21 protein-coding genes and 1 other RNA gene are annotated in these 18469 nt (G+C 56.5%); 15 read left to right on the top strand and 7 right to left on the bottom strand.

Translation table 11 applies throughout. From position 1 onward, the window contains the following. From ACR0ER_RS00630 to ACR0ER_RS00600, 7 genes are all read right to left on the bottom strand, one after another. Positions 1-459 carry an SspB family protein gene (locus tag ACR0ER_RS00630; protein ID WP_170330020.1) on the bottom strand — a complete coding sequence of 153 codons (459 nt, stop codon included), beginning with the start codon at positions 457-459 and terminating at the stop codon, positions 1-3. A gap of 75 nt (positions 460-534) precedes the next feature. Then, positions 535-1788, bottom strand: coding sequence for a chromate efflux transporter (gene chrA / locus ACR0ER_RS00625; RefSeq protein ID WP_480767274.1), 1254 nt, complete (start codon positions 1786-1788; stop codon positions 535-537). Further along, entirely contained in the window at positions 1785-2600 is an 816-nt protein-coding gene (locus ACR0ER_RS00620) for a chromate resistance protein ChrB domain-containing protein (RefSeq protein ID WP_480767273.1), read from the bottom strand. Before ACR0ER_RS00620 ends, chrA begins: the two co-directional genes overlap by 4 nt. A gap of 128 nt (positions 2601-2728) precedes the next feature. After that, complete coding sequence (locus tag ACR0ER_RS00615; protein ID WP_480767272.1) at positions 2729-3160, bottom strand: ester cyclase; 432 nt, start codon at positions 3158-3160, stop codon at positions 2729-2731. A gap of 100 nt (positions 3161-3260) precedes the next feature. After that, positions 3261-3607: a transfer-messenger RNA gene (gene ssrA, locus ACR0ER_RS00610) on the bottom strand. Positions 3608-3643: 36 nt separating this feature from the next. Then, positions 3644-4006, bottom strand: coding sequence for a DUF4345 family protein (locus tag ACR0ER_RS00605; RefSeq protein WP_480767271.1), 363 nt, complete (start codon positions 4004-4006; stop codon positions 3644-3646). A 10-nt stretch (positions 4007-4016) separates the two neighbouring features. Further along, the gene (locus ACR0ER_RS00600) at positions 4017-4748 is read right to left on the bottom strand and encodes a FadR/GntR family transcriptional regulator (RefSeq protein WP_480767270.1); all 732 of its coding nucleotides are present in this window, start codon (positions 4746-4748) and stop codon (positions 4017-4019) included. Positions 4749-4835: 87 nt separating this feature from the next. Between ACR0ER_RS00600 and ACR0ER_RS00595 the strand changes: the two genes are divergently transcribed. The 15 genes from ACR0ER_RS00595 (at position 4836) to lpxA (ending at position 18468) form a co-directional block, all read left to right on the top strand. Next, positions 4836-5627, top strand: coding sequence for a DUF2182 domain-containing protein (locus ACR0ER_RS00595; RefSeq protein ID WP_480767269.1), 792 nt, complete (start codon positions 4836-4838; stop codon positions 5625-5627). A gap of 4 nt (positions 5628-5631) precedes the next feature. Further along, positions 5632-6336: a DUF1326 domain-containing protein gene (locus ACR0ER_RS00590; protein WP_480767268.1), complete on the top strand. Its 705-nt coding sequence runs from the start codon at positions 5632-5634 to the stop codon at positions 6334-6336. Then, positions 6336-6842, top strand: a complete 507-nt coding sequence (locus tag ACR0ER_RS00585) for a DinB family protein (protein WP_480767267.1) — start codon at positions 6336-6338, stop codon at positions 6840-6842. The genes ACR0ER_RS00590 and ACR0ER_RS00585 overlap by 1 nt, the downstream gene beginning before the upstream one ends. Next, on the top strand, positions 6843-7946 hold the full coding sequence (locus ACR0ER_RS00580; protein WP_480767266.1) for a dimethylsulfoniopropionate demethylase: 1104 nt from the start codon (positions 6843-6845) through the stop codon (positions 7944-7946). A gap of 102 nt (positions 7947-8048) precedes the next feature. Next, a complete protein-coding gene (acuI, locus tag ACR0ER_RS00575) occupies positions 8049-9044 on the top strand; it encodes an acryloyl-CoA reductase (RefSeq protein WP_480767265.1) in 996 nt (331 codons plus the stop codon). A 186-nt stretch (positions 9045-9230) separates the two neighbouring features. Then, on the top strand, positions 9231-9794 hold the full coding sequence (gene frr, locus ACR0ER_RS00570) for a ribosome recycling factor (protein WP_170330031.1): 564 nt from the start codon (positions 9231-9233) through the stop codon (positions 9792-9794). 9 nt (positions 9795-9803) lie between these two features. Beyond that, positions 9804-10535 (top strand): isoprenyl transferase, encoded by a 732-nt coding sequence (locus ACR0ER_RS00565; RefSeq protein WP_480767264.1) that lies wholly within the window; start codon positions 9804-9806, stop codon positions 10533-10535. Beyond that, a complete protein-coding gene (locus ACR0ER_RS00560) occupies positions 10532-11314 on the top strand; it encodes a phosphatidate cytidylyltransferase (protein WP_480767263.1) in 783 nt (260 codons plus the stop codon). The genes ACR0ER_RS00565 and ACR0ER_RS00560 overlap by 4 nt, the downstream gene beginning before the upstream one ends. Then, positions 11314-12486 (top strand): 1-deoxy-D-xylulose-5-phosphate reductoisomerase, encoded by a 1173-nt coding sequence (gene dxr / locus ACR0ER_RS00555; RefSeq protein WP_480767262.1) that lies wholly within the window; start codon positions 11314-11316, stop codon positions 12484-12486. Before ACR0ER_RS00560 ends, dxr begins: the two co-directional genes overlap by 1 nt. Positions 12487-12490: 4 nt before the next feature. Further along, positions 12491-13843: an RIP metalloprotease RseP gene (rseP, locus tag ACR0ER_RS00550; protein ID WP_170330035.1), complete on the top strand. Its 1353-nt coding sequence runs from the start codon at positions 12491-12493 to the stop codon at positions 13841-13843. A 90-nt stretch (positions 13844-13933) separates the two neighbouring features. Further along, on the top strand, positions 13934-14062 hold the full coding sequence (locus tag ACR0ER_RS00545) for a hypothetical protein (protein WP_302479247.1): 129 nt from the start codon (positions 13934-13936) through the stop codon (positions 14060-14062). A gap of 127 nt (positions 14063-14189) precedes the next feature. Continuing rightward, entirely contained in the window at positions 14190-16550 is a 2361-nt protein-coding gene (gene bamA / locus ACR0ER_RS00540; RefSeq protein ID WP_480767261.1) for an outer membrane protein assembly factor BamA, read from the top strand. A 78-nt stretch (positions 16551-16628) separates the two neighbouring features. Beyond that, positions 16629-17141, top strand: coding sequence for an OmpH/Skp family outer membrane protein (locus ACR0ER_RS00535; RefSeq protein ID WP_480767260.1), 513 nt, complete (start codon positions 16629-16631; stop codon positions 17139-17141). A gap of 71 nt (positions 17142-17212) precedes the next feature. Continuing rightward, a complete protein-coding gene (fabZ, locus tag ACR0ER_RS00530; protein ID WP_170324861.1) occupies positions 17213-17686 on the top strand; it encodes a 3-hydroxyacyl-ACP dehydratase FabZ in 474 nt (157 codons plus the stop codon). Further along, a complete protein-coding gene (gene lpxA, locus ACR0ER_RS00525) occupies positions 17683-18468 on the top strand; it encodes an acyl-ACP--UDP-N-acetylglucosamine O-acyltransferase (RefSeq protein ID WP_480767259.1) in 786 nt (261 codons plus the stop codon). The genes fabZ and lpxA overlap by 4 nt, the downstream gene beginning before the upstream one ends. Position 18469 lies beyond the last annotated feature (1 nt).

Raw genomic sequence — 18469 nt, 5'->3', positions numbered from 1 at the left:
TTACTTGCGGAAACTGTCCAGCGAGACCACCTCGGCGTCCTGGTGATTGGGTTCTTCTTCAACCTCAATCGATTCCTCGACGATGGGTTCAATTTCTTCCTCATCCTCGGGGCTTTCAAACCGCAGCCCGAATTCGACCGAGGGGTCAACGAAGGTCTTGATCGACGCATAGGGGATATACAGCGGTTCCGGCGCATCGCCAAAGTTCAGCGTGATCGCAAACCCGTCATCGCCAACTTCAAGGTTTTCGAACCAGTGCTGCATGACGATAGTCATTTCCTCGGGGTACCGCTCGCGCAGCCAATCGGCCAGTTCGACGCCGTCCTGGCGGGTGTCGAAAGTGATAAAGAAATGATGCGCCCCGGGCAGGCCATTGTCGGAAACGCTGGTCAGAACAGTCTTGATGAGCCCGCGCATGGCGGTGTGCATCAGGTTCCCATAGTCGATGTCTTGCGACATGTGTCATCCTCAAAAGTGGTTACCTCAGCATAGGGGATTTCATCGGAAACGAAAGACCGCCTGTGTGAGGATTGTTTAAACGAAATGTAGTCCCGTTCCTATTGCGGCCATGATCGCCAATGTTGTTGCCATTCCAAATTTAAACTTAAAAATCAATAGCCCAGCAAGCAAAGTCAGGATCAGGGCGGCTGGATTCAGGCTGCTCAGGTCGGGCCAGGGCAGTGTCACCGGTCCCAATGATGCTTCTGGGATTTTTTGAAACAGAACGTTCAGACTGAACCATACGGATAGATTGAGAATCACACCCACCACAGCAGCCGTAATCCCGTGCAGCGCGGCGGACAATCTGGGACGGGCGGCCAGTTGGTCCAGATACGGCGCCGCAAGAAAAATCCAGAGAAAACAAGGCACAAAGGTGGCCCATAAGGCAACTGCTCCGGCCGCGATTGCCAGAGAGGCGCCACCTGTCATCTGGCCAGTCAGCATGGCAACAAACTGGGTCACCAGAATCAATGGCCCCGGAGTCGTTTCCGCCAGACCCAGCGCGTCGATCATCTGATCCGTGCTGACCCAGTGATACTTGTCCACGACGGTCTGGGTCATATATGCCAGCACGGCATAAGCTCCGCCAAAAGTGACGACAGCGAGGCGGGCAAAGAACCAGCCCAGATCGCTCAGCAGCTTTTGCCCTGTAAGGGTCAGTGCCAGCAGCGGCCCCAGCCACATCAGCAGCCAAAAGGCAGCGGTGCGAAACGTACCTGTGACTTTGGGCGCAGGGGTTATGGCCTCCGCTCGTGGCTGACCGTCAAACGTTACGTACCCCCAAAGCGCTGCGGCCAGAATGATCAGTGGAAAGGGCAGGTTCAGCGCAAATATAGCCAGAAACCCAAGCCCCGCGATGGCGCGATGCTGCGTATCGGTAAGCGCCTTGCGCGACAAGTTCCGAAGCGCCTGCAGGACGATCACAATCACCGTCGCCTTTACGCCCAGAAATCCGGCCTGAACCAAAGGCAGATCACCATAGGCGGCGTAAAGCCCCACTAGAATCGCGATAACGCAGGCTCCGGGCAGCACGAACAAGGCTCCGGCGATCAAACCGCCTGTCACTCCGCGCAGACGCCAGCCTGCGTAAGTAGCCAGTTGCATTGCCTCGGGACCCGGCAGCAACATGCACAGCGACAGGGCTCGCAGATAGGTCTGCTCATCCAGCCAGGGACGGTTTTCGACCAGTTCCTGATGCATCAGCGAAATCTGCGCCGCCGGGCCTCCGAAGGAAAGCAATCCGATGCGGCCGAACACCCGGACGAGTTCCGCAATCGATGGTGTCATGATCTGTGATCCGTCGGCCAGTCGTGTTGTTCTTCGAAACCGTCCCTAGCCCAACGATACAAAGCGTCATAAAAGTGCAGACCCGCCTCCAGGTTCTGGTGGTCGTCCCGGTATTGGCGCGAGAGGCCCACTGAAACCGCTAGCAAACCCGCCGCCTCGGGTGCAAGTTCATGACGATTGGTATCAGCGGCACGGACCACCGTGGCAAGCCGGTCGAGGGCAGGAGTTCGCAACTTAAACTCGTCCAGCATGGTGTCAAAGGTGCAGTAGTCGTTTCGGTGCGACCAAAATGTACCTTCGATATCGAACGGTGTCGCATCGAAGGCTTGAGCGGTGGATTCAACTTCGGACGGGGCAACGAAAAGAAACTGCGCGTCGGGGGCTACGAAACGGCGGATCAGCCATGGGCAGGCGATCCGATCGATTTTTGGCCGGTGGCGGGTGACCCAGACGGATCCGCCATCATCTCTTGCAGGCAATGCTGAGGCTGGTATCCTTGGGGCATCCGCCATGTCGCGCCAGCCAAACATTCCACCTTCTAAAAATTCGGCTTCGCACCCTTTGCCGCGCAGCCAAGATACGACCCCCTGACTGAGCTTCTTACCCTTTTGACAAATAATGACTGCTTTACGATTGCCTATAAGGTGGGCAATGCCGTCGATATCCATCGCGGCATGGCGTACGGAACCGGGGATCAGAAACGGATCGTCCTCAAAGTCCTGTTCCAAGCAAATATCGACTAAGACCGGAGCCTGTGGCGTTCCGATCAGGCGCAGCAACTGTTTCGGTGTAATAGAGTTAGGCGCGGGCATGGCATGTCTCCTAGTGCAAACGGATACATGCGAAACTTGGGCTGGCGCCTCACGGGGCGTTCGCAATCTTACCCCATGGTTTCTGCTTACGATCAAGCGCCCGAGGGGTCAAGATTGCGTTGCTTGTGTCAGGCCCAGTCCAGCCTTTGCCCGGTCATGCAGACGGGCAGGGTGTCTTGCGGAAATTGCCCGAGTTGTTCGAACAGCGAGATGAAGTCGAACTGGTTATATGCCTCGACCATGCGGCCATCTTTGATGCGCGCGATGACGCTGCCGGTGGCCTGCAACGGAGCCCCGTTATCCGCCCGGGTGGTACTGACATTCAAAACCCCGGACACCCAATCGCCGTCTTCGATGATTTTCGGAAGATCTACCTTTATGTCCCCCAGCACATGTCGAAAAGCCATAACCAGATCGCGAAAATCGTCAGCGCCGACCTGCATTTCGGGGATCAGCCCCTCGGCCATAGTATCGGGGGCAAAGAACTGGTCGATGGCATCAATGTTTCCGTTTTCCCAAACCTCGGCATACCAGTTTCTGAGTACATCTGCGTGTGACATCCCAGCTCTCCTTTTCCTTTTAGGCTGAGAATGAAACGAAAGGGTGAAAAAACTCTGAACGTGCACAAGATCAGAGTTAAACCACAGACATTACAGGGAAAATGCAGGTTTCTGTTGCCAGGTACCTGCGAACCCCGCCTTACGCGGCTAGGCGTAAGGGCTTAAGTTTCGGTCTTGTTACTGCTTACGCAGCAACTGCAACCGGAGCACGATTGTCGTTTGCAATTGTACTAGTTTCGCCGATAACGGTGGCAGACAGCCGAGACAAGGCTAACCCCTTTAGACGTTCGTCGATCCTGTTTCGGCCCCATGATCCTCAAACGAAGGATTTTGGTGGAGCCGCCGGGTACCGCCCCCGGGTCCGATCCGCTTATTACGAGCGCGTTTATGTCCATAGTCCCGAAGGACATACTCTATATAGGTGAGCAGACGCGCGGATGCAAACCGGGATTTTCGAACGGCGGAGATTGAAAAAACAACCGGTTAGGCGGTTCTGTTGAAGTTCGCTAGGATCAGCCACAGCGCCAGGGCCAGTTCGATTCCTCCAAACGTTACCGCCTTGACGATTGGAGGATTGTCCAGAACGACCGAGACAAACCGACCCAACGCCGCCCCCGCATAGACAACCCCCAGCATCGCGTAGGCCATAGGGTTGTTCAGCCACAGCACAGCTGCACCGGTCACCACGAACAAACCGCCGACCGAGGCACGCATCTCGCTGAGGCCCATATTGCTGTCGGTCGGCGTCAGATCCAGTGATGCGGCGGTAAAAGCCGGAGCCAGGAAGCCAAACAGGCCAAAGCCTATCGTCAACAAGGCTGCGATTACATTTAGCGCTGTTACCATCATATCTCCGTCACGCAGGTTTGCGGTGTTGCTGGGCTACGTCCTGCGCCAGTTTGCGTGTGTAGTTTTCTAGTTCAACCAGCGCGGCGTCAACTTTTGCCTCGTCGCGGGCCTCCAACGCATCGGCAATCCGGTTGTGTAGGCCAATGATCTCCTCGCGGGACCGGGCGGTAAACGTGATCATGTTCATCAGCGGCTGCATCGCCTCAACCGCCCCGGCGAGTTGATAGGACAAAACCGGGTTTTCGGCCCCGTCGACCAGAGCACGGTGGAAGGCGACGTCGGAAGAACAGAACGCCTCATCCGTCAGGCCAGGTTGAGCCTGCCGAAAAATCTCGGCCCGCATGGTGGCCAACTGATCGGCGGTGCGGCGTTGCGCCGACAGTGGGGCACAGGCGCGTTCCAGCGCAAAGCGAGCCTCGCAGGCGGTGTCGAAACTGATCGCATTCATCGACAGCAGCAGCGTGGACGTGGTGATTTGCTGCGAATAGGCATCCTCAAAGCTGATCCGGTTTACGAAGGCACCACCACTGGCGCCGCGCTGTGTTCGGATCAGCGATTGCGCTGCTAGACGCTTGAGGGCCTCTCGCACCGTTGGGCGCGACACCTGGAACTGGTCGGACAGCTCGGCCTCGGAGGGCAACCTTTCGTCCACGATCAACTCGCCCGATATGATAGCATCTCGTATGGCCTGAGCGATCTGGGCCGATAAATCCGCTGGTTTCTGAGGGTCGATTTTCATGTTCAAGAGGCCGTCGGTGAAATTTTTATTTGTCTGACATTTAAAAGTCTGACATTTGAAAAGCAAGGACTGAGTCGGGAGGGAAGCGTGAGTCGCGCAGTTCTACGCAGCGGATTGTGGCTAGGATTCTACATTCTGATCCTGTGGGCCTGGTGGATGATGTTCACCATGAGCCGCGATATGGATCTGGATTGGATCGGTCGGCCAGGCCCGATGGGGCAAGCGATGGCCGCGATGGACCCCCGCATGGACATGTATATGCCCATGGCCAAATTCGGCCCGCTGTTCTGGATGTGGGCAATCATGATGGCTGCAATGATGCTGCCGACGCTGGTACCGACTCTGCGCAGCTATGAGGACCTGATCCGCAGCGCCAATGGCACCCGAGCGGGTTGGATCGGTGTCCTGGCCGGTTACTTCATCGTCTGGGTCGGATTCGCAGCTTTGATCACCGGCGTCCAACTGGCTCTACTGTTCGGCGGCGTCGTTGACATGCTGGGCATTGCAAAGTCCGGCTGGTTTGCCGGCGGCCTGATGATCACAGCTGGCGCCTTTCAATTCACCCGCGCGAAAGAGGTCTGCCACGGTGTCTGCCACGCCCCGATGACCTATTTCCTGGGCCATTGGAAAACCGGCTTCACTGGCGGTCTGCGTATGGGGCTGGGGCTGGGTGCGTTCTGCGTCGGTTGCTGCTGGGGCTTCATGGCGCTTGGCTTTGTTGGTGGCGTCATGAGCCTGTTGTGGATGGGTCTGGCGACACTGTTCATGGTTCTCGAGAAACTGCCTCAGATAGGTCATGCGATTACACGACCGATGGGGTTTGCACTGATCGCAGGGGGTCTTGTCCTGCTGATCTTTCCCTTTACTTACGGAGGATAAGTATATGGCTAAAAACAGGAAACCCGAAGCAGACAGGCTGCCGATCAGCCAACGCATTGACAGCCGTATGCCCAATCCCAAGCGGCGAGAGATGAGTCCAACGGACTGGGCCATTAAGGGTGAGTTGATCCTGAATTGCTCATGCGACGTGTTCTGTCCGTGTGTTGTGTCGCTTGGGGCGCATCCTCCAACCGAGGGCCACTGCCACGCGTGGATGGGGGTTATCATCGACGAAGGTCATTATGAAGGCGAAGACCTGTCCGGTCTGAACGTGGGGCTATTGGTCGATATTCCGGGCCGCATGGGAGAGGGCCAGTGGAAAGTCGCGGCCTATGTGGACGAACGTGCCAGCGGCAAGGCCTATAACGGTCTGCTGCAAATCTTCAGTGGTCAGGCAGGTGGCACCACCGGGCTGTTCACCATGCTGGTGAGTGAGATCATCGGCGCCGAGCGGGCTCCGGTGCAGATTGAGCGTAACGGCAACAAGCGTCGGATTGCAATTGGCCGCAAGATTCAGGGTGAGATTGAGATGCTGTCGGGAAAGGACCCTGAGCATCCGGTGATGGTGTCGAACTCGAAATACTGGATGGGTCCGGATATCATTGTCGCGCGCGGAACAAAGTCCAAAGTGCGTGACTATGGCCGCGTCTGGGATTTCGGTGGCAAGTCGGCTGAGATCTGCCCGATCGACTGGCATGGACCAAAGTGATGATCAACGGGGTCTATGCGCAAGAAATGGCACGTTATAACCGATGGCAAAACAGCCAGTCATCGGGGTTTCTGCAAGCACTAGCACCCGAAGAACTAACCAAGGAGCGGGGCGCATTTTTTGGCTCAATCATGGGGACGGCGAACCATTTGTTGTGGGGCAACTGGATCTGGGTGTCGCGCTTTGACAACGGTGAAGGGCCGGGCGGAGGTATCCCCAAAAGTGTCTCGTTATGCACCGATCTGGCCGATTGGGTGCCTCTGTGGGAAACCGTTGATGCCCGTATTTCCGAATGGGCGGGATCGCTGAAAGACACGCCGCTGACCGGTGACTTCACCTGGTTCTCAGCGGCAAAAGAGGCTGATGTTACATTGCCTTACGCGCAATGTGTGATCCACATGTTTAACCACCAGACCCACCATCGTGGACAGTTGCACCAGATGCTGACCGAAACCGGATCGGCTGCGCCTGTAAGCGATTTGGTTTTTATGCCTGAGGAGGCTTGAATGCCGCAGATTTCCCTATCCCGCCGGTTGCGTCGGACTCCGTTTTCCGATGGGGTCGAAGCGGCCGGAGTCAAAGGATATACGGTGTATAACCGTATGTTGTTGCCGACAGTTTTCGAAAGTGTCGAGGCCGACTACCGCCACCTAAAATCCCATGTTCAGGTCTGGGATGTGTCTTGTGAAAGGCAGGTAGAACTGCGTGGGCCGGACGCCGCACGACTGATGCAGATGCTGACGCCGCGCGATTTGCGGGGGATGCTGCCAGGGCAGTGTTATTATGTGCCCATCGTTGATGAAACTGGTGGGATGCTCAATGATCCGGTCGCGGTGAAGCTTTCAGATGACCGCTGGTGGATTTCCATTGCCGACAGTGACTTGTTGCTGTGGGTCAAGGGTATCGCGAACGGGTATCGTCTGGACGTTCTGGTGGATGAACCGGACGTGTCTCCGCTGGCCGTACAGGGGCCGAAGGCGGATGAGTTGATGTCGCGTGTCTTTGGTGACCGTGTACGCGATATCCGGTTCTTTAAATTCGACATGTTCGAATTTCAGGGCCGCGATCTGGCGGTGGCGCGGTCGGGCTATTCCAAACAGGGTGGGTTCGAGATTTACGTCGAAGGCTCAGACATCGGAATGCCGTTGTGGAATGCTCTGTTTGCCGCTGGCGAAGACCTGCAGGTACGGGCGGGCTGTCCCAACCTGATCGAACGGATCGAAGGCGGGTTGCTGTCCTATGGCAATGACATGACCGATGACAACACACCTCATGAATGCGGGTTGGGCAAGTTCTGCAATACCCATACGGCTATCGGATGCATTGGCCGCGACGCCTTGCTTCGCGTGGCCAAGGAAGGTCCCGTACAGCAGCTCCGTCCGATCGCCATCGAGGGCGACGCTGTGCCGCCCTGTGACCGTCCGTGGCTAGTATTCGCCGGTGGTAAACGGGTGGGGCAGGTGACCTCCGCCGCTTGGTCTCCGGATTTTGCGACCAACGTGTCGATAGGAATGCTGCGGTTGAGCCATTGGGACGCCGGGACAATTGTCGAGGTGGAAACGCCGGACGGTATGCGCCGTGCGACTGTACAGGAGAAGTTCTGGATTTGAGCGCGGTTAGGGGCGCTGCCTCCGTCGCTGCGCGACTCCCCCGGGATATTTTTAGTCAGGCGAAGACCGGGCCTGGTTTTGTAGAAAACGAAAGGAAATATGATGTTCAACGCATTGGTCATGGAAAAAGACGAGGAAAGCGGGCTGGCCAGCCCGTCAGTAAAACAGCTTTCGATGGAAGACCTGCCTCAGGGTGAGGTCACGGTGGCTGTCGAGTACTCGACGGTGAATTACAAGGACGGTTTGTGCACGTCCTCCAAAGGCGGCGGGCTGGTACGCTCTTACCCGCATGTGCCGGGGATCGATTATGCCGGTACGGTCGAGGCGTCCTCGGATGATCGATACAAGCCCGGTGACAAGGTGGTTCTGACCGGCTGGCGTGTGGGTGAAGCCCATTGGGGCGGTTATTCGCAAAAGGCAAACGCCCGTGCCGATTGGCTGGTGCCACTGCCCGAAGGACTGACTGCGCGGCAGGCAATGGCCGTGGGCACGGCTGGTTTCACGGCGATGCTGGCGGTGATGGCGCTGGAAGATCATGGTATGAAGCCCGACCACGGTCCGGTTCTGGTGACCGGTGCCGCGGGTGGCGTCGGCTCGGTGGCAACCGCCATTCTGGCCAATCTGGGTTATGAAGTCGCAGCCGTCACCGGGCGCCCTGAAACAGGTGATTACCTGAAGTCTCTGGGGGCGACCACGATCGTACCGCGTGAGGAACTGAACGAGACCACCAAACGCCCGCTGGAAAGTGAGACCTGGGCCGGTTGTGTCGATGCGGTGGGCGGCGAAATGCTGGCGCGCGTGCTGGGCCAGATGAAATACGGCGCTTCGGTTGCTGCGGTTGGCTTGGCCGGTGGTGCTGGCTTGCCTGCAACGGTGATTCCGTTCCTGCTGCGCGGAGTTAATCTGCTGGGTATCGACAGCGTCATGCAGCCGTACGACAACCGCGTTCGTGCCTGGCAGCGCATCGCTAAGGACCTGCCCATGGACAAGCTTGAAGCTATGGTTCACCCCGCAACCCTGAATGATCTGCCGCAATTGGGAGCGGATATCCTGAAGGGTCAGGTAAAGGGCCGCGTCGTCGTCGACGTAAACGCCTGATCGGCAAGACTTACATCAAGACCGGTCGACCCGCGCGCCGATCAGTCTTTTTGTCTCTGAAACTCCCAGAAAATGCCGGAAACACCTCTGGTCATTGGCGCATTTCCGCATCATCATTGCTATACATCCCAACTGCGATGGCTTATGAGCCATGCAAACAGCACCTGAAGACGGGGAGTGAGCAGCATGTCTGACGATTTTGTACTGGATACCGATGATCTGAAACGGCGCATGGAAGGCGCAATGTCCAATCTCAGAACCGAATTCGCCTCGCTTCGGACCGGGCGCGCGTCGGCTTCGATGTTGGAGCCTGTCATGGTGGATGCTTATGGCTCTATGACACCAATCAACCAAGTCGGAACAGTTAACGTACCCGAGCCGCGTATGGTCACGGTTAATGTCTGGGACAAAGGGTTGGTCGGCAAGGTCGAAAAGGCCATCCGTGAAAGTGGTCTGGGGATCAACCCTCAGCTGAACGGCACCATTATCATGCTGCCGATTCCGGAGCTGAACGAAGAGCGCCGCCGTGAACTGGGCAAGGTCGCTGGTCAATATGCCGAGCATGCCCGTGTTTCGATCCGCAACGTTCGCCGCGACGGCATGGACCAAATCAAGAAAGCCAAGGCAGACGGTATGTCCGAAGACGATCAGAAGTTCTGGGAATCCGAGGTTCAGGACCTGACCGACGAGATGATCAAAAACGTTGATGCCGCGCTTGAGACCAAGCAGGCCGAGATCATGCAGGTCTGAGACCGGAATATGCTTAACGCCCCACATACTGCGCCCGTCGTTGGGCCGCGCCACGTCGCCATTATTATGGACGGGAACGGTCGTTGGGCGCAGGCACGTGGACGGCCTAGGCTGTTCGGGCACCACGCCGGTGCGCGGCGCGTGCGCGAAGTGGTAGAGGCTTGTCCGGGTCTTGGGGTCAAATACCTAACGGTTTTTGCGTTTTCGACCGAGAACTGGAAACGCACGCAGGCCGAGGTTGCCGGTCTGATGAGCCTGTTTCGGCGCTATATCATAAAGGAAACCCGGACCCTGAAGAATAACGGGATTCGGGTGCGATTCATTGGGGATCGAGTACGACTTGATGCCAAGCTGACCGCGCTGATGGATACGCTGGAAGAGGAAACCAAGGACAATGATCTGGTTCATCTGACGGTCGCTCTGAACTATGGAGGCAGGGACGAAGTGGCGCGAGCCACAAAACGTCTCGCGCGGGACGTGGCAGAGGGTCGCTTGCGCCCTGAAGATGTAGATGAAGAGACTCTACCTAAGTATCTGGATACACGAGTTCTTCCGGATCCGGATTTGGTTATCCGAACCAGTGGTGAAGCACGGATTTCAAACTTTCTTCTGTGGCAATCCGCTTATTCCGAGTATGAGTTCATTGACACTCTGTGGCCCGATTTCACCGCGGCCGAGCTGGAACGGTTGTGCCGCAATTTCGGGTCCCGCGAACGACGTTTCGGGGCAGTTCCGGTATGAGTGAGGGCCGATGGTCTGATCTGACCGCCCGGGTTCTGTCGGCTGCTGTGCTGGTCCTTGTCGGCTCGATCGAGGTTTGGCTGGGCGGGTTGTGGTTCGAGACCTTTATTGCAATCGCATGTAGCCTGATGACCTGGGAACTGGTTCGGATGATCGATCCGGACAAGACTGGGGCAGCTGTGCAACTTGGCATCCTGACCGGGGCTGCGGTTCTGCTCAGCTATCATTTGCCGCCGCTATACAAATTGCCCGTACTTATTGCTCCGGCCTTGGTTGGGACGGGACAAGTCAGCCGGTCCAAGACAACCTACGCACTGTTTGCTATCTGGATCGCGGCTGCAGGGCTGGGGTTCATCTCGATCCGCGAGAATATGGGCTTCGGCTGGATGGTCTGGCTGATCTCGGTGGTGGTTGCTACGGATGTGGCCGGGTACTTTGTTGGCAAAACCTTCGGGGGCCCGAAGTTCTGGCCAAAGGTAAGTCCCAAGAAAACTTGGTCGGGAACGGCTGGCGGATGGGTTGCGGCGGCCATTGTTGGGGCCATTTTCGCACTACATGCCGGGTTCGGTTTCTTGTTCGTCGTGATCTCTGTGATGGCGTCGATGGCCAGCCAGGCGGGTGACATCGTCGAAAGCGCAACCAAACGGAAATTCGGGGTAAAGGACAGCTCGAACCTGATTCCGGGGCATGGCGGCTTTCTGGATCGGTTCGACGGCATGATGGGGGCGGCCTTGTTCGTTCTGATTGCTGGCCTGATCTATTCCCCCGGGGGCATGTGATGCGCAAAGTCTCGATTTTTGGTGCAACCGGCTCGATCGGGCAGAACACCATTGATCTGATCGACCGGAACCCGTCGGCTTATGACGTTGTTGCGCTGACCGGTGGGGCGAATATCGAAAAACTGGCCGAAGATGCGCGTCGTTTGAATGCCGATATAGCCGTGACCGCGCATGAGGATCGACTGGAGGATTTGCGCGCCGCGTTGTCCGGCAGCGGTGTTGAGGCCGCGGCGGGGCAGGTGGCGTTGACCGAGGCCGCGGCACAGCCCGCCGATTGGGTCATGTCCGCCATTGTCGGGGCTGCTGGATTGCCGCCGGGGCTTGAGGCGTTGAAACAGGGTGCGACGCTTGCGCTGGCCAACAAGGAAACGCTGGTCTGCGCCGGGGCGCTGGTTCTGGAAACTACTCGGGCGCACAATGCGCGCCTACTGCCGGTGGACAGCGAACATTCAGCGGTATTTCAGGCTCTGGTCGGTGAGGATATGGACGCCGTTGAGCGGATCATCATCACCGCCAGCGGCGGCGCCTTCCGCGACTGGCCGCTGAGCGATCTGGCCAGTGCCACGGTCGAGCAGGCCTCGAACCACCCGAACTGGAACATGGGGCAGCGGATCACCATCGACAGTGCCTCGATGTTCAACAAGGCGTTGGAGCTAATTGAAACCAAAGAGTTCTTTGGCGTTTCGCCCGATCAGATTGAAGTGCTTGTTCATCCCGAATCCATCGTGCACTCGCTGGTTGGGTTCAACGACGGGGCGGTCATGGCGCATATGGGCGCGCCCGACATGCGCCACGCGATCGGCTATGCATTGCACTGGCCGGAAAGGCGTGACCTGCCGGTCGAGCGCCTGAACCTCGCCAAGCTGGGACAGTTGCGCTTTCAGGAACCGGACGAGGCGCGCTATCCGGCCTTGCGCCTGGCCCGCAATGTGATGCAGCGGGGCGGCTTGTCCGGTGCTGTTTTCAATGCCGCCAAAGAGCGCGCGCTGGATCACTTTATCGCGCGTCGCGTCGGCTTTCTTGAGATGGCTGATATTGTTGAGGCCGTTCTGAACAGGTTTGAGGCGTCAGACGGCCTTCTTGATGCCCCATTAAACCTTGATAACGTGCTGCAAACGGACCATTTGGCACGTAAGTGGGCCGATGAGGCCGCCATCCAATCAGCAGGATAAAAACTTGGACCTAATCTCTCTGATCCCTCAATTCGGCAACCTGCTGTATACGATCTGTGCTTTTGTGATTGCGCTGTCCGTCATCGTCGCGGTGCATGAATACGGCCACTATATCGTTGGGCGTTGGTCGGGTATCCACGCCGAGGTGTTCTCGATTGGGTTTGGCCCGGTGCTGTGGAGCCGCGTCGACAAGCGCGGTACCCGCTGGCAGATCGCTGCACTGCCGTTTGGCGGGTATGTGAAGTTTTTGGGTGATGCCAACGCCGCGTCCGGCAAGGACGAAGAGGCAATGCAGGAAATCACCGAGCAAAGCCCGGAAGAACTGCGGCGCACTATGCATGGCGCGCCCCTGTGGGCGCGGGCGGCCACAGTTGCCGCTGGCCCGGTGTTCAACTTTGTGATGTCCATTCTGGTGTTTGGCCTGATCTTCTTTTCTCAGGGCGTGACCCGAGAGCCGTTGACTGTTGGCAAGCTGTACCCTCTGCCGGGGACGGAACAGCAACTGCAGGATGGTGATGAGATTGTGGCCATCGCAGGCGTTCCGGTGCCGAATTTCGATCAGCAGGGCGCCTGGGCCGAATTCACCGGCGCATTGCCTGTTGAGCCAGAGCTGGATTACACGGTGATCCGCGAGGGGCAAACGATAGATGTATCCGGTCCCTGGCTGTTTCCACCACTGATCCAGCAGGTTACTCCACGCAGCGCCGCCATGGATATCGATCTGAAATCCGGCGATGTCATTACGGCGATCAATGGGGAACCGGTTTTTGCCTTTGAGCAACTCAAAGAACAAGTAGAGGGCTCGGATGGCAAGGTCTTGTTACTGGATGTCTGGCGCGATGGGGCTGAACTTGAATTTGCATTGGCTCCGCGCCGCACGGATGAGCCAAAACCCGAAGGTGGATTTATAACCCATTGGCGCATTGGGATTGTTGGAGGTATGGCGCTGGAGCCAGCAACGACGCCTGCAGGGGTGTTGGAATCCCTTTCTGGCGGAGTTCGACAGACTTGGCGCATTGTCGAGGGGTCGTTGTCCGGGATTTGGCACATGGTTACTGGCGCGATCAGCACCTGCAACATATCCGGACCCATTGGTATTGCCGAAACGTCGGGTGCAATGGCCAGCCAAGGGGCGCAAAACTTCATCTTTTTCATTGCGGTTCTTTCGACCGCCGTGGGTTTGCTGAACCTGTTTCCTATTCCAGCGCTGGATGGCGGGCACTTGGTATTCTACGCATATGAGGCAGTAACCGGAAAACCACCCAGCGATAAGGTTCTAGGTGTTTTGATGACGGTTGGGATATCTCTGATCCTTGGCTTGATGGTCTTTTCGGTGTCGAACGACCTGTTCTGCTGATTGTGGCAAGTGTCGCAAAAAAGCGCCGCAATTCCGCCCCAATCTGAACGTATGGTTTCCTACAGAGCTAATTCTGTGTCAGAGGTTGTCATGTCAAAGGCCCTGCGTAAATCTGCCGAAAGTGTCGGGTTTCTGTTCGTATTGAACTGGGACATGCTGCTGTTCTTTGGCGTTACAGCTGTTGCCTTGGGCGGTTGGGCATACCTCATCACCATGTGATTCTCAGCACCATCTTTGTAAACCACGCGAGGCGGCCCTTGAGGCCGCTTTCTGTTTTGGTCTTTTGACAAGCATAAATATTCTCGCTACTCAGCAATAAAGTCTAAAAAATATCGGGTAGTGAAAAATGACTGATAGGCGAGGCGCGGGTACATCCTGCGGGGGGCAGAAGCCGGAAAACAAGATTTTGTGGCGATCACTAACGTTTATTTTCCTTTTGTCATTGATAGGTTTGGTGCCTGTTCCGCAGGCTGCATGGGCTCAGAATTTCGTCATCAACTCGTTTGACGTCGAAGGGAACCGGCGTATTGAAACCTCGACGATTATCGCGCGCACGGGCATTCAACCTGGCCAGTCCGTCACTGGTGGACAGTTGAATGATGCCTATCAGCGTTTGCTTGACAGTGGTGTTTTTGAGACAGTCGAGCTTACCCCCCGTGGCAACACGCTGCTGATTGAGGTCGAGGAATACCCGACCATCAACCAGATCAGCATCGAAGGAAACAACCGCGTCAAAGACGACGTATTGCTTGAGGCGATCTCGTCGGAACCACGGCGTGTCTTCACTCCTCAGGTCGCCGAAGCGGATGCGGATTTGATCGCCGAGATTTATTCGGCGCAGGGGCGCGTGTCCGCGACGGTCATTCCCCGCATCATTCGCCGCAGTGACAATCGCGTCGACCTGGTTTTCGAAGTTGCAGAAGGCACCACGATCGAAGTTGAACGCGTCAGTTTTGTTGGCAATCGTGCATATTCCGACCGCCGTTTGCGCCGGGTTCTAGAAACCAAGCAAGCGAACGTCCTGCGGACTTTCCTCAGCGGTGATACCTTTATCGCTGACCGGATCGAATTCGATAAACAGGTTATCCGGGACTTTTACCTGTCGCGCGGTTATGTAGATTTTCGCATCAACAGCGCGAATGTGGAATTCACCCGCGAACGTGACGCCTTTTTCCTCGTGATGAACATTACCGAGGGCCAGAAATTCTCATTCGGGCAAATCAGCACGGTCAGCGAAATTCCGGGTGTAGACCCGGCTCCGTATCAGGCTGCGTTGAAAATCAAGCCGGGTGTAACCTATTCGCCGTCTCTGGTCGAAAACTCGATTGCACGGATGGAGCGTCTGGGGATCAAGCAGGGTGTCGATTTCCTGCGGGTTGAACCCCGTGTAACCCGGGACGCGCGTAACCTGAGGCTGAATGTTCAGTTTGTTCTGACCCGCGGGCCGCGCATTTTTGTTGAGCGGATCGATATCGAAGGAAACACCACAACGCTGGACCGCGTGATCCGCCGACAATTCGATACAGTGGAAGGTGATCCCTTCAACCCGCGAGAAATCCGTCAGGCCGCTGAACGTATTCGCGCACTGGGATTCTTTGCAACCGCTGATGTCGAGCCTCGCGAAGGGTCTTCGCCCAGTCAGGTGATTGTGGACGTCGACGTTGAAGAGCAACCAACCGGCTCGCTGAGCCTCGGCGGTAGCTACTCGGTCGCTGACGGCTTTGGCGTTGCGATCGGACTGCGCGAGACCAACTTCCTTGGGCGCGGACAGACTGTTGGTCTTACCTTGTCGACCGCGCAGGATTCAGAGCAATACACGCTGAACTTTACCGAGCCTTATCTTCTGGGACGTAGACTGCGCTTCGACGTGGGACTTGGCCTTGCGACGACTAACTCGAGCTTTGCGAGCTATGATACTGAAACTCTGTTTTTCCGGCCCCAGCTAAGCTACGCCATTGGCGAACTATCTTCGCTTCGGTTGCGCTATGGCTGGGAAAACAGCGAGATGACCCAACAGGATAACGAGGACAACGGTGCGGTTATTTCCTCGGAAATCGATCAGGGTGAACGTTCAACCAGCTCTTTGGGTGTGTCTTACATATACGACAGCCGACTGGGCGGTCTGAATCCAAATGCAGGCGTCCTGTTTGAAGCCGGTTTCGATGCAGCGGGACTGGGCGGAGACAATGAATTCTACAAAACGTCGGCCCGTGGCATAGCTCAGACACGTGTCTGGAATGAAGAGGTTGTGTTGCGTGCAAGCATAGAAGCGGGTGCTCTGCATTGGCGCGGTAACGATTTCAGCCGTACCATTGATCGCTTTGTTCTGGGTCCCAGTGTTTTCCGCGGTTTTGAACCTGCTGGTATCGGTCCGCGTGACCTGTCGAATGATCAGGATGATGCGATCGGGGGCAACTACTATTGGGTAGCGCGTCTGGAATCGGATTTCCCACTTGGCCTTCCTGAGGAATTTGGCCTACGAGGGGGCGTGTTCTATGACTTTGGCAACCTCTACAACCTTAATGATGTGAACACCGCCGGCGCAGACATCGTGGGTGCCGATGGATCGATCCGTCACGTGCTCGGCGTATCGGTTCTTTGGGAAACACCGTTCGGTCCTTTGCGCTTTAACTTCTCGAAAGCGTTGAAAAAAGAAGACTTCGACAAGGAACAGAGCTTTGACCTGACAGTCCAGGCCCGGTTCTGATCCCGAATGTTGACGCGTATTTTAAACAAACTTCAGGGCCCTACCAGGGCCCTGAGTGTTTTTCTGACTATCGCCTTTGTGACACCGGCCATAGCCCAACAACTAGGTGTACCACAAAGTGGCGTCGTTACCCTGTCCAGCGAGCGGTTGTTTTCAGACTCCGCCTTTGGTCGGCGCGTCCTGCGCGAGATTGAAGCCGAAGGTGTATTGCTGGGTCAGGAAAACGAACGGATTGTGGCCGAGTTGAGTCAGGAAGAAAAAAGTCTGACGGACAAACGCGCCGCTATGACAACGGATGAATTCCGCCCCTTGGCAGATGCTTTCGACAAGAAGGTCCAATCGCACCGCGAAGGTCAGCGCGCAAAACTTGACTCCCTTGCGCGCCGCAGCGAAGAAGCACGCCAAACGTTCTTTGAGTTGGTGCAACCGGTATTGATTGACCTGTTACGCGACTCCGGCGCTTCGATCATCATAGAAAGATCCAGCGTTTTTCTCAGCTCGGACCGTACAGACATCACCGATGCGGCCATTGCCCGTATCGACGCGGTGATCGGCGATGGCAGCTCTATCGAAAACGAGGCCAGCGAATAGGTTTGCTTGCCCTTACGGCGTGGTATTGCTACCACGCCGCAAAATGAAATTCAGAACGGGACGAATACTCCATGAGCACGGAAACAAAAAGCGCCGATATTCAGCTGATCCAAAGGATCCTGCCGCATCGCTATCCGTTTCTGCTGGTCGACAAGGTAGTTGATATCTCGGGCTATCAGTCGGCTGTTGGCATCAAGAACGTCACTATGAACGAGCCGCATTTTCAGGGACATTTCCCAGGTACACCGATCATGCCGGGCGTGACCATTGTCGAAGCGATGGCACAAACTGCGGGCGTGATGCTGGGCGTGGGTATGGACGTGATAGACAGCGAGCTGCTGATCTATTTCATGAACATCGACAAGTGCAAATTTCGCCGTAAGGTGATCCCGGGTGACGTGCTAGAGATGCATGTCGAAACCGTGCGCGGCAAGAAGGGCGGCAAGATCTTCAAGTTCAGCGGCAAGGCCACCGTCGAAGGTGAGGTCGCAGCCGAGGCCGAATTCTCGGCCTATGTCGATTGGGATATGGAAAAAACAACATGAGCGGCATCCACCCAAGCGCAATTGTTGAAGACGGTGCCCAGATCGGTGAAGGATGCATCATCGGCCCGTTTTGTTACGTGGGCGCTCAGGTTCGTCTGGGGGATAGGGTTGAGCTTAAATCGCACGTTGTTGTCACCGGCGACACCTTGATTGGCGACGAAACCGTCATCTTCAATTTTTCGGTGATCGGAGAAATACCACAAGACTTGAAGTTCGGCGGCGAAGATACTCGGCTTGAGATTGGAAAGCGCAACCGTATTCGGGAACACGTGACAGTGAATACCGGAACTGAAGGTGGCGGCGGTGTGACCCGAATCGGCGACGATTGCCTGCTGATGGCCGGTGTTCATGTGGCGCATGACGTTCAGATCGGTAACCGCGTTATCATGGTAAATCACGCCGGTGCGGCAGGTCATTGTGTCATCGAAGACGATGTGATCGTGGGTGGGATTTCCGGTCTGCACCAATGGGTACGTGTCGGTCGCGGCGCGATCATTGGCGCACTGACCATGGTTCCGAATGATGTCATCCCCTATGGCCTTGTGCAGGCGCCGCGTGGCGAATTGGACGGTCTGAATTTGGTTGGCCTGAAGCGCAAGGGTGTTTCTCGAGAAGAAATCTCAGCATTGCGCGCTGCGTTCCGCGAGTTATCGACTGGAGAGGGTACATTCATGGAGCGGGCGCACCGAGTTGGTGTGGACAACGAAAGCGAATACGTGCAACGGATCGTTGATTTTGTCACCGGGCAATCGGACCGATCCTTCCTGACACCGAGGAAGTAAC

This window comes from Ruegeria sp. CH8 (genome assembly GCF_056536985.1).
Note: the sequence above shows the minus strand (reverse complement) of the source record. Positions and strands in the feature narration are given on the sequence as shown.

Coding starts and splice junctions, on each gene's coding strand:
- ACR0ER_RS00630 (WP_170330020.1), bottom strand. CDS start 459: ATGTCGCAAGACATCGACTATGGGAACCTGATGCACACCGCCATGCGC.
- chrA (WP_480767274.1), bottom strand. CDS start 1,788: ATGACACCATCGATTGCGGAACTCGTCCGGGTGTTCGGCCGCATCGGA.
- ACR0ER_RS00620 (WP_480767273.1), bottom strand. CDS start 2,600: ATGCCCGCGCCTAACTCTATTACACCGAAACAGTTGCTGCGCCTGATC.
- ACR0ER_RS00615 (WP_480767272.1), bottom strand. CDS start 3,160: ATGTCACACGCAGATGTACTCAGAAACTGGTATGCCGAGGTTTGGGAA.
- ACR0ER_RS00605 (WP_480767271.1), bottom strand. CDS start 4,006: ATGGTAACAGCGCTAAATGTAATCGCAGCCTTGTTGACGATAGGCTTT.
- ACR0ER_RS00600 (WP_480767270.1), bottom strand. CDS start 4,748: ATGAAAATCGACCCTCAGAAACCAGCGGATTTATCGGCCCAGATCGCT.
- ACR0ER_RS00590 (WP_480767268.1), top strand. CDS start 5,632: ATGGCTAAAAACAGGAAACCCGAAGCAGACAGGCTGCCGATCAGCCAA.
- ACR0ER_RS00585 (WP_480767267.1), top strand. CDS start 6,336: ATGATCAACGGGGTCTATGCGCAAGAAATGGCACGTTATAACCGATGG.
- ACR0ER_RS00580 (WP_480767266.1), top strand. CDS start 6,843: ATGCCGCAGATTTCCCTATCCCGCCGGTTGCGTCGGACTCCGTTTTCC.
- acuI (WP_480767265.1), top strand. CDS start 8,049: ATGTTCAACGCATTGGTCATGGAAAAAGACGAGGAAAGCGGGCTGGCC.
- frr (WP_170330031.1), top strand. CDS start 9,231: ATGTCTGACGATTTTGTACTGGATACCGATGATCTGAAACGGCGCATG.
- ACR0ER_RS00565 (WP_480767264.1), top strand. CDS start 9,804: ATGCTTAACGCCCCACATACTGCGCCCGTCGTTGGGCCGCGCCACGTC.
- ACR0ER_RS00560 (WP_480767263.1), top strand. CDS start 10,532: ATGAGTGAGGGCCGATGGTCTGATCTGACCGCCCGGGTTCTGTCGGCT.
- dxr (WP_480767262.1), top strand. CDS start 11,314: ATGCGCAAAGTCTCGATTTTTGGTGCAACCGGCTCGATCGGGCAGAAC.
- ACR0ER_RS00545 (WP_302479247.1), top strand. CDS start 13,934: ATGTCAAAGGCCCTGCGTAAATCTGCCGAAAGTGTCGGGTTTCTGTTC.
- bamA (WP_480767261.1), top strand. CDS start 14,190: ATGACTGATAGGCGAGGCGCGGGTACATCCTGCGGGGGGCAGAAGCCG.
- fabZ (WP_170324861.1), top strand. CDS start 17,213: ATGAGCACGGAAACAAAAAGCGCCGATATTCAGCTGATCCAAAGGATC.
- lpxA (WP_480767259.1), top strand. CDS start 17,683: ATGAGCGGCATCCACCCAAGCGCAATTGTTGAAGACGGTGCCCAGATC.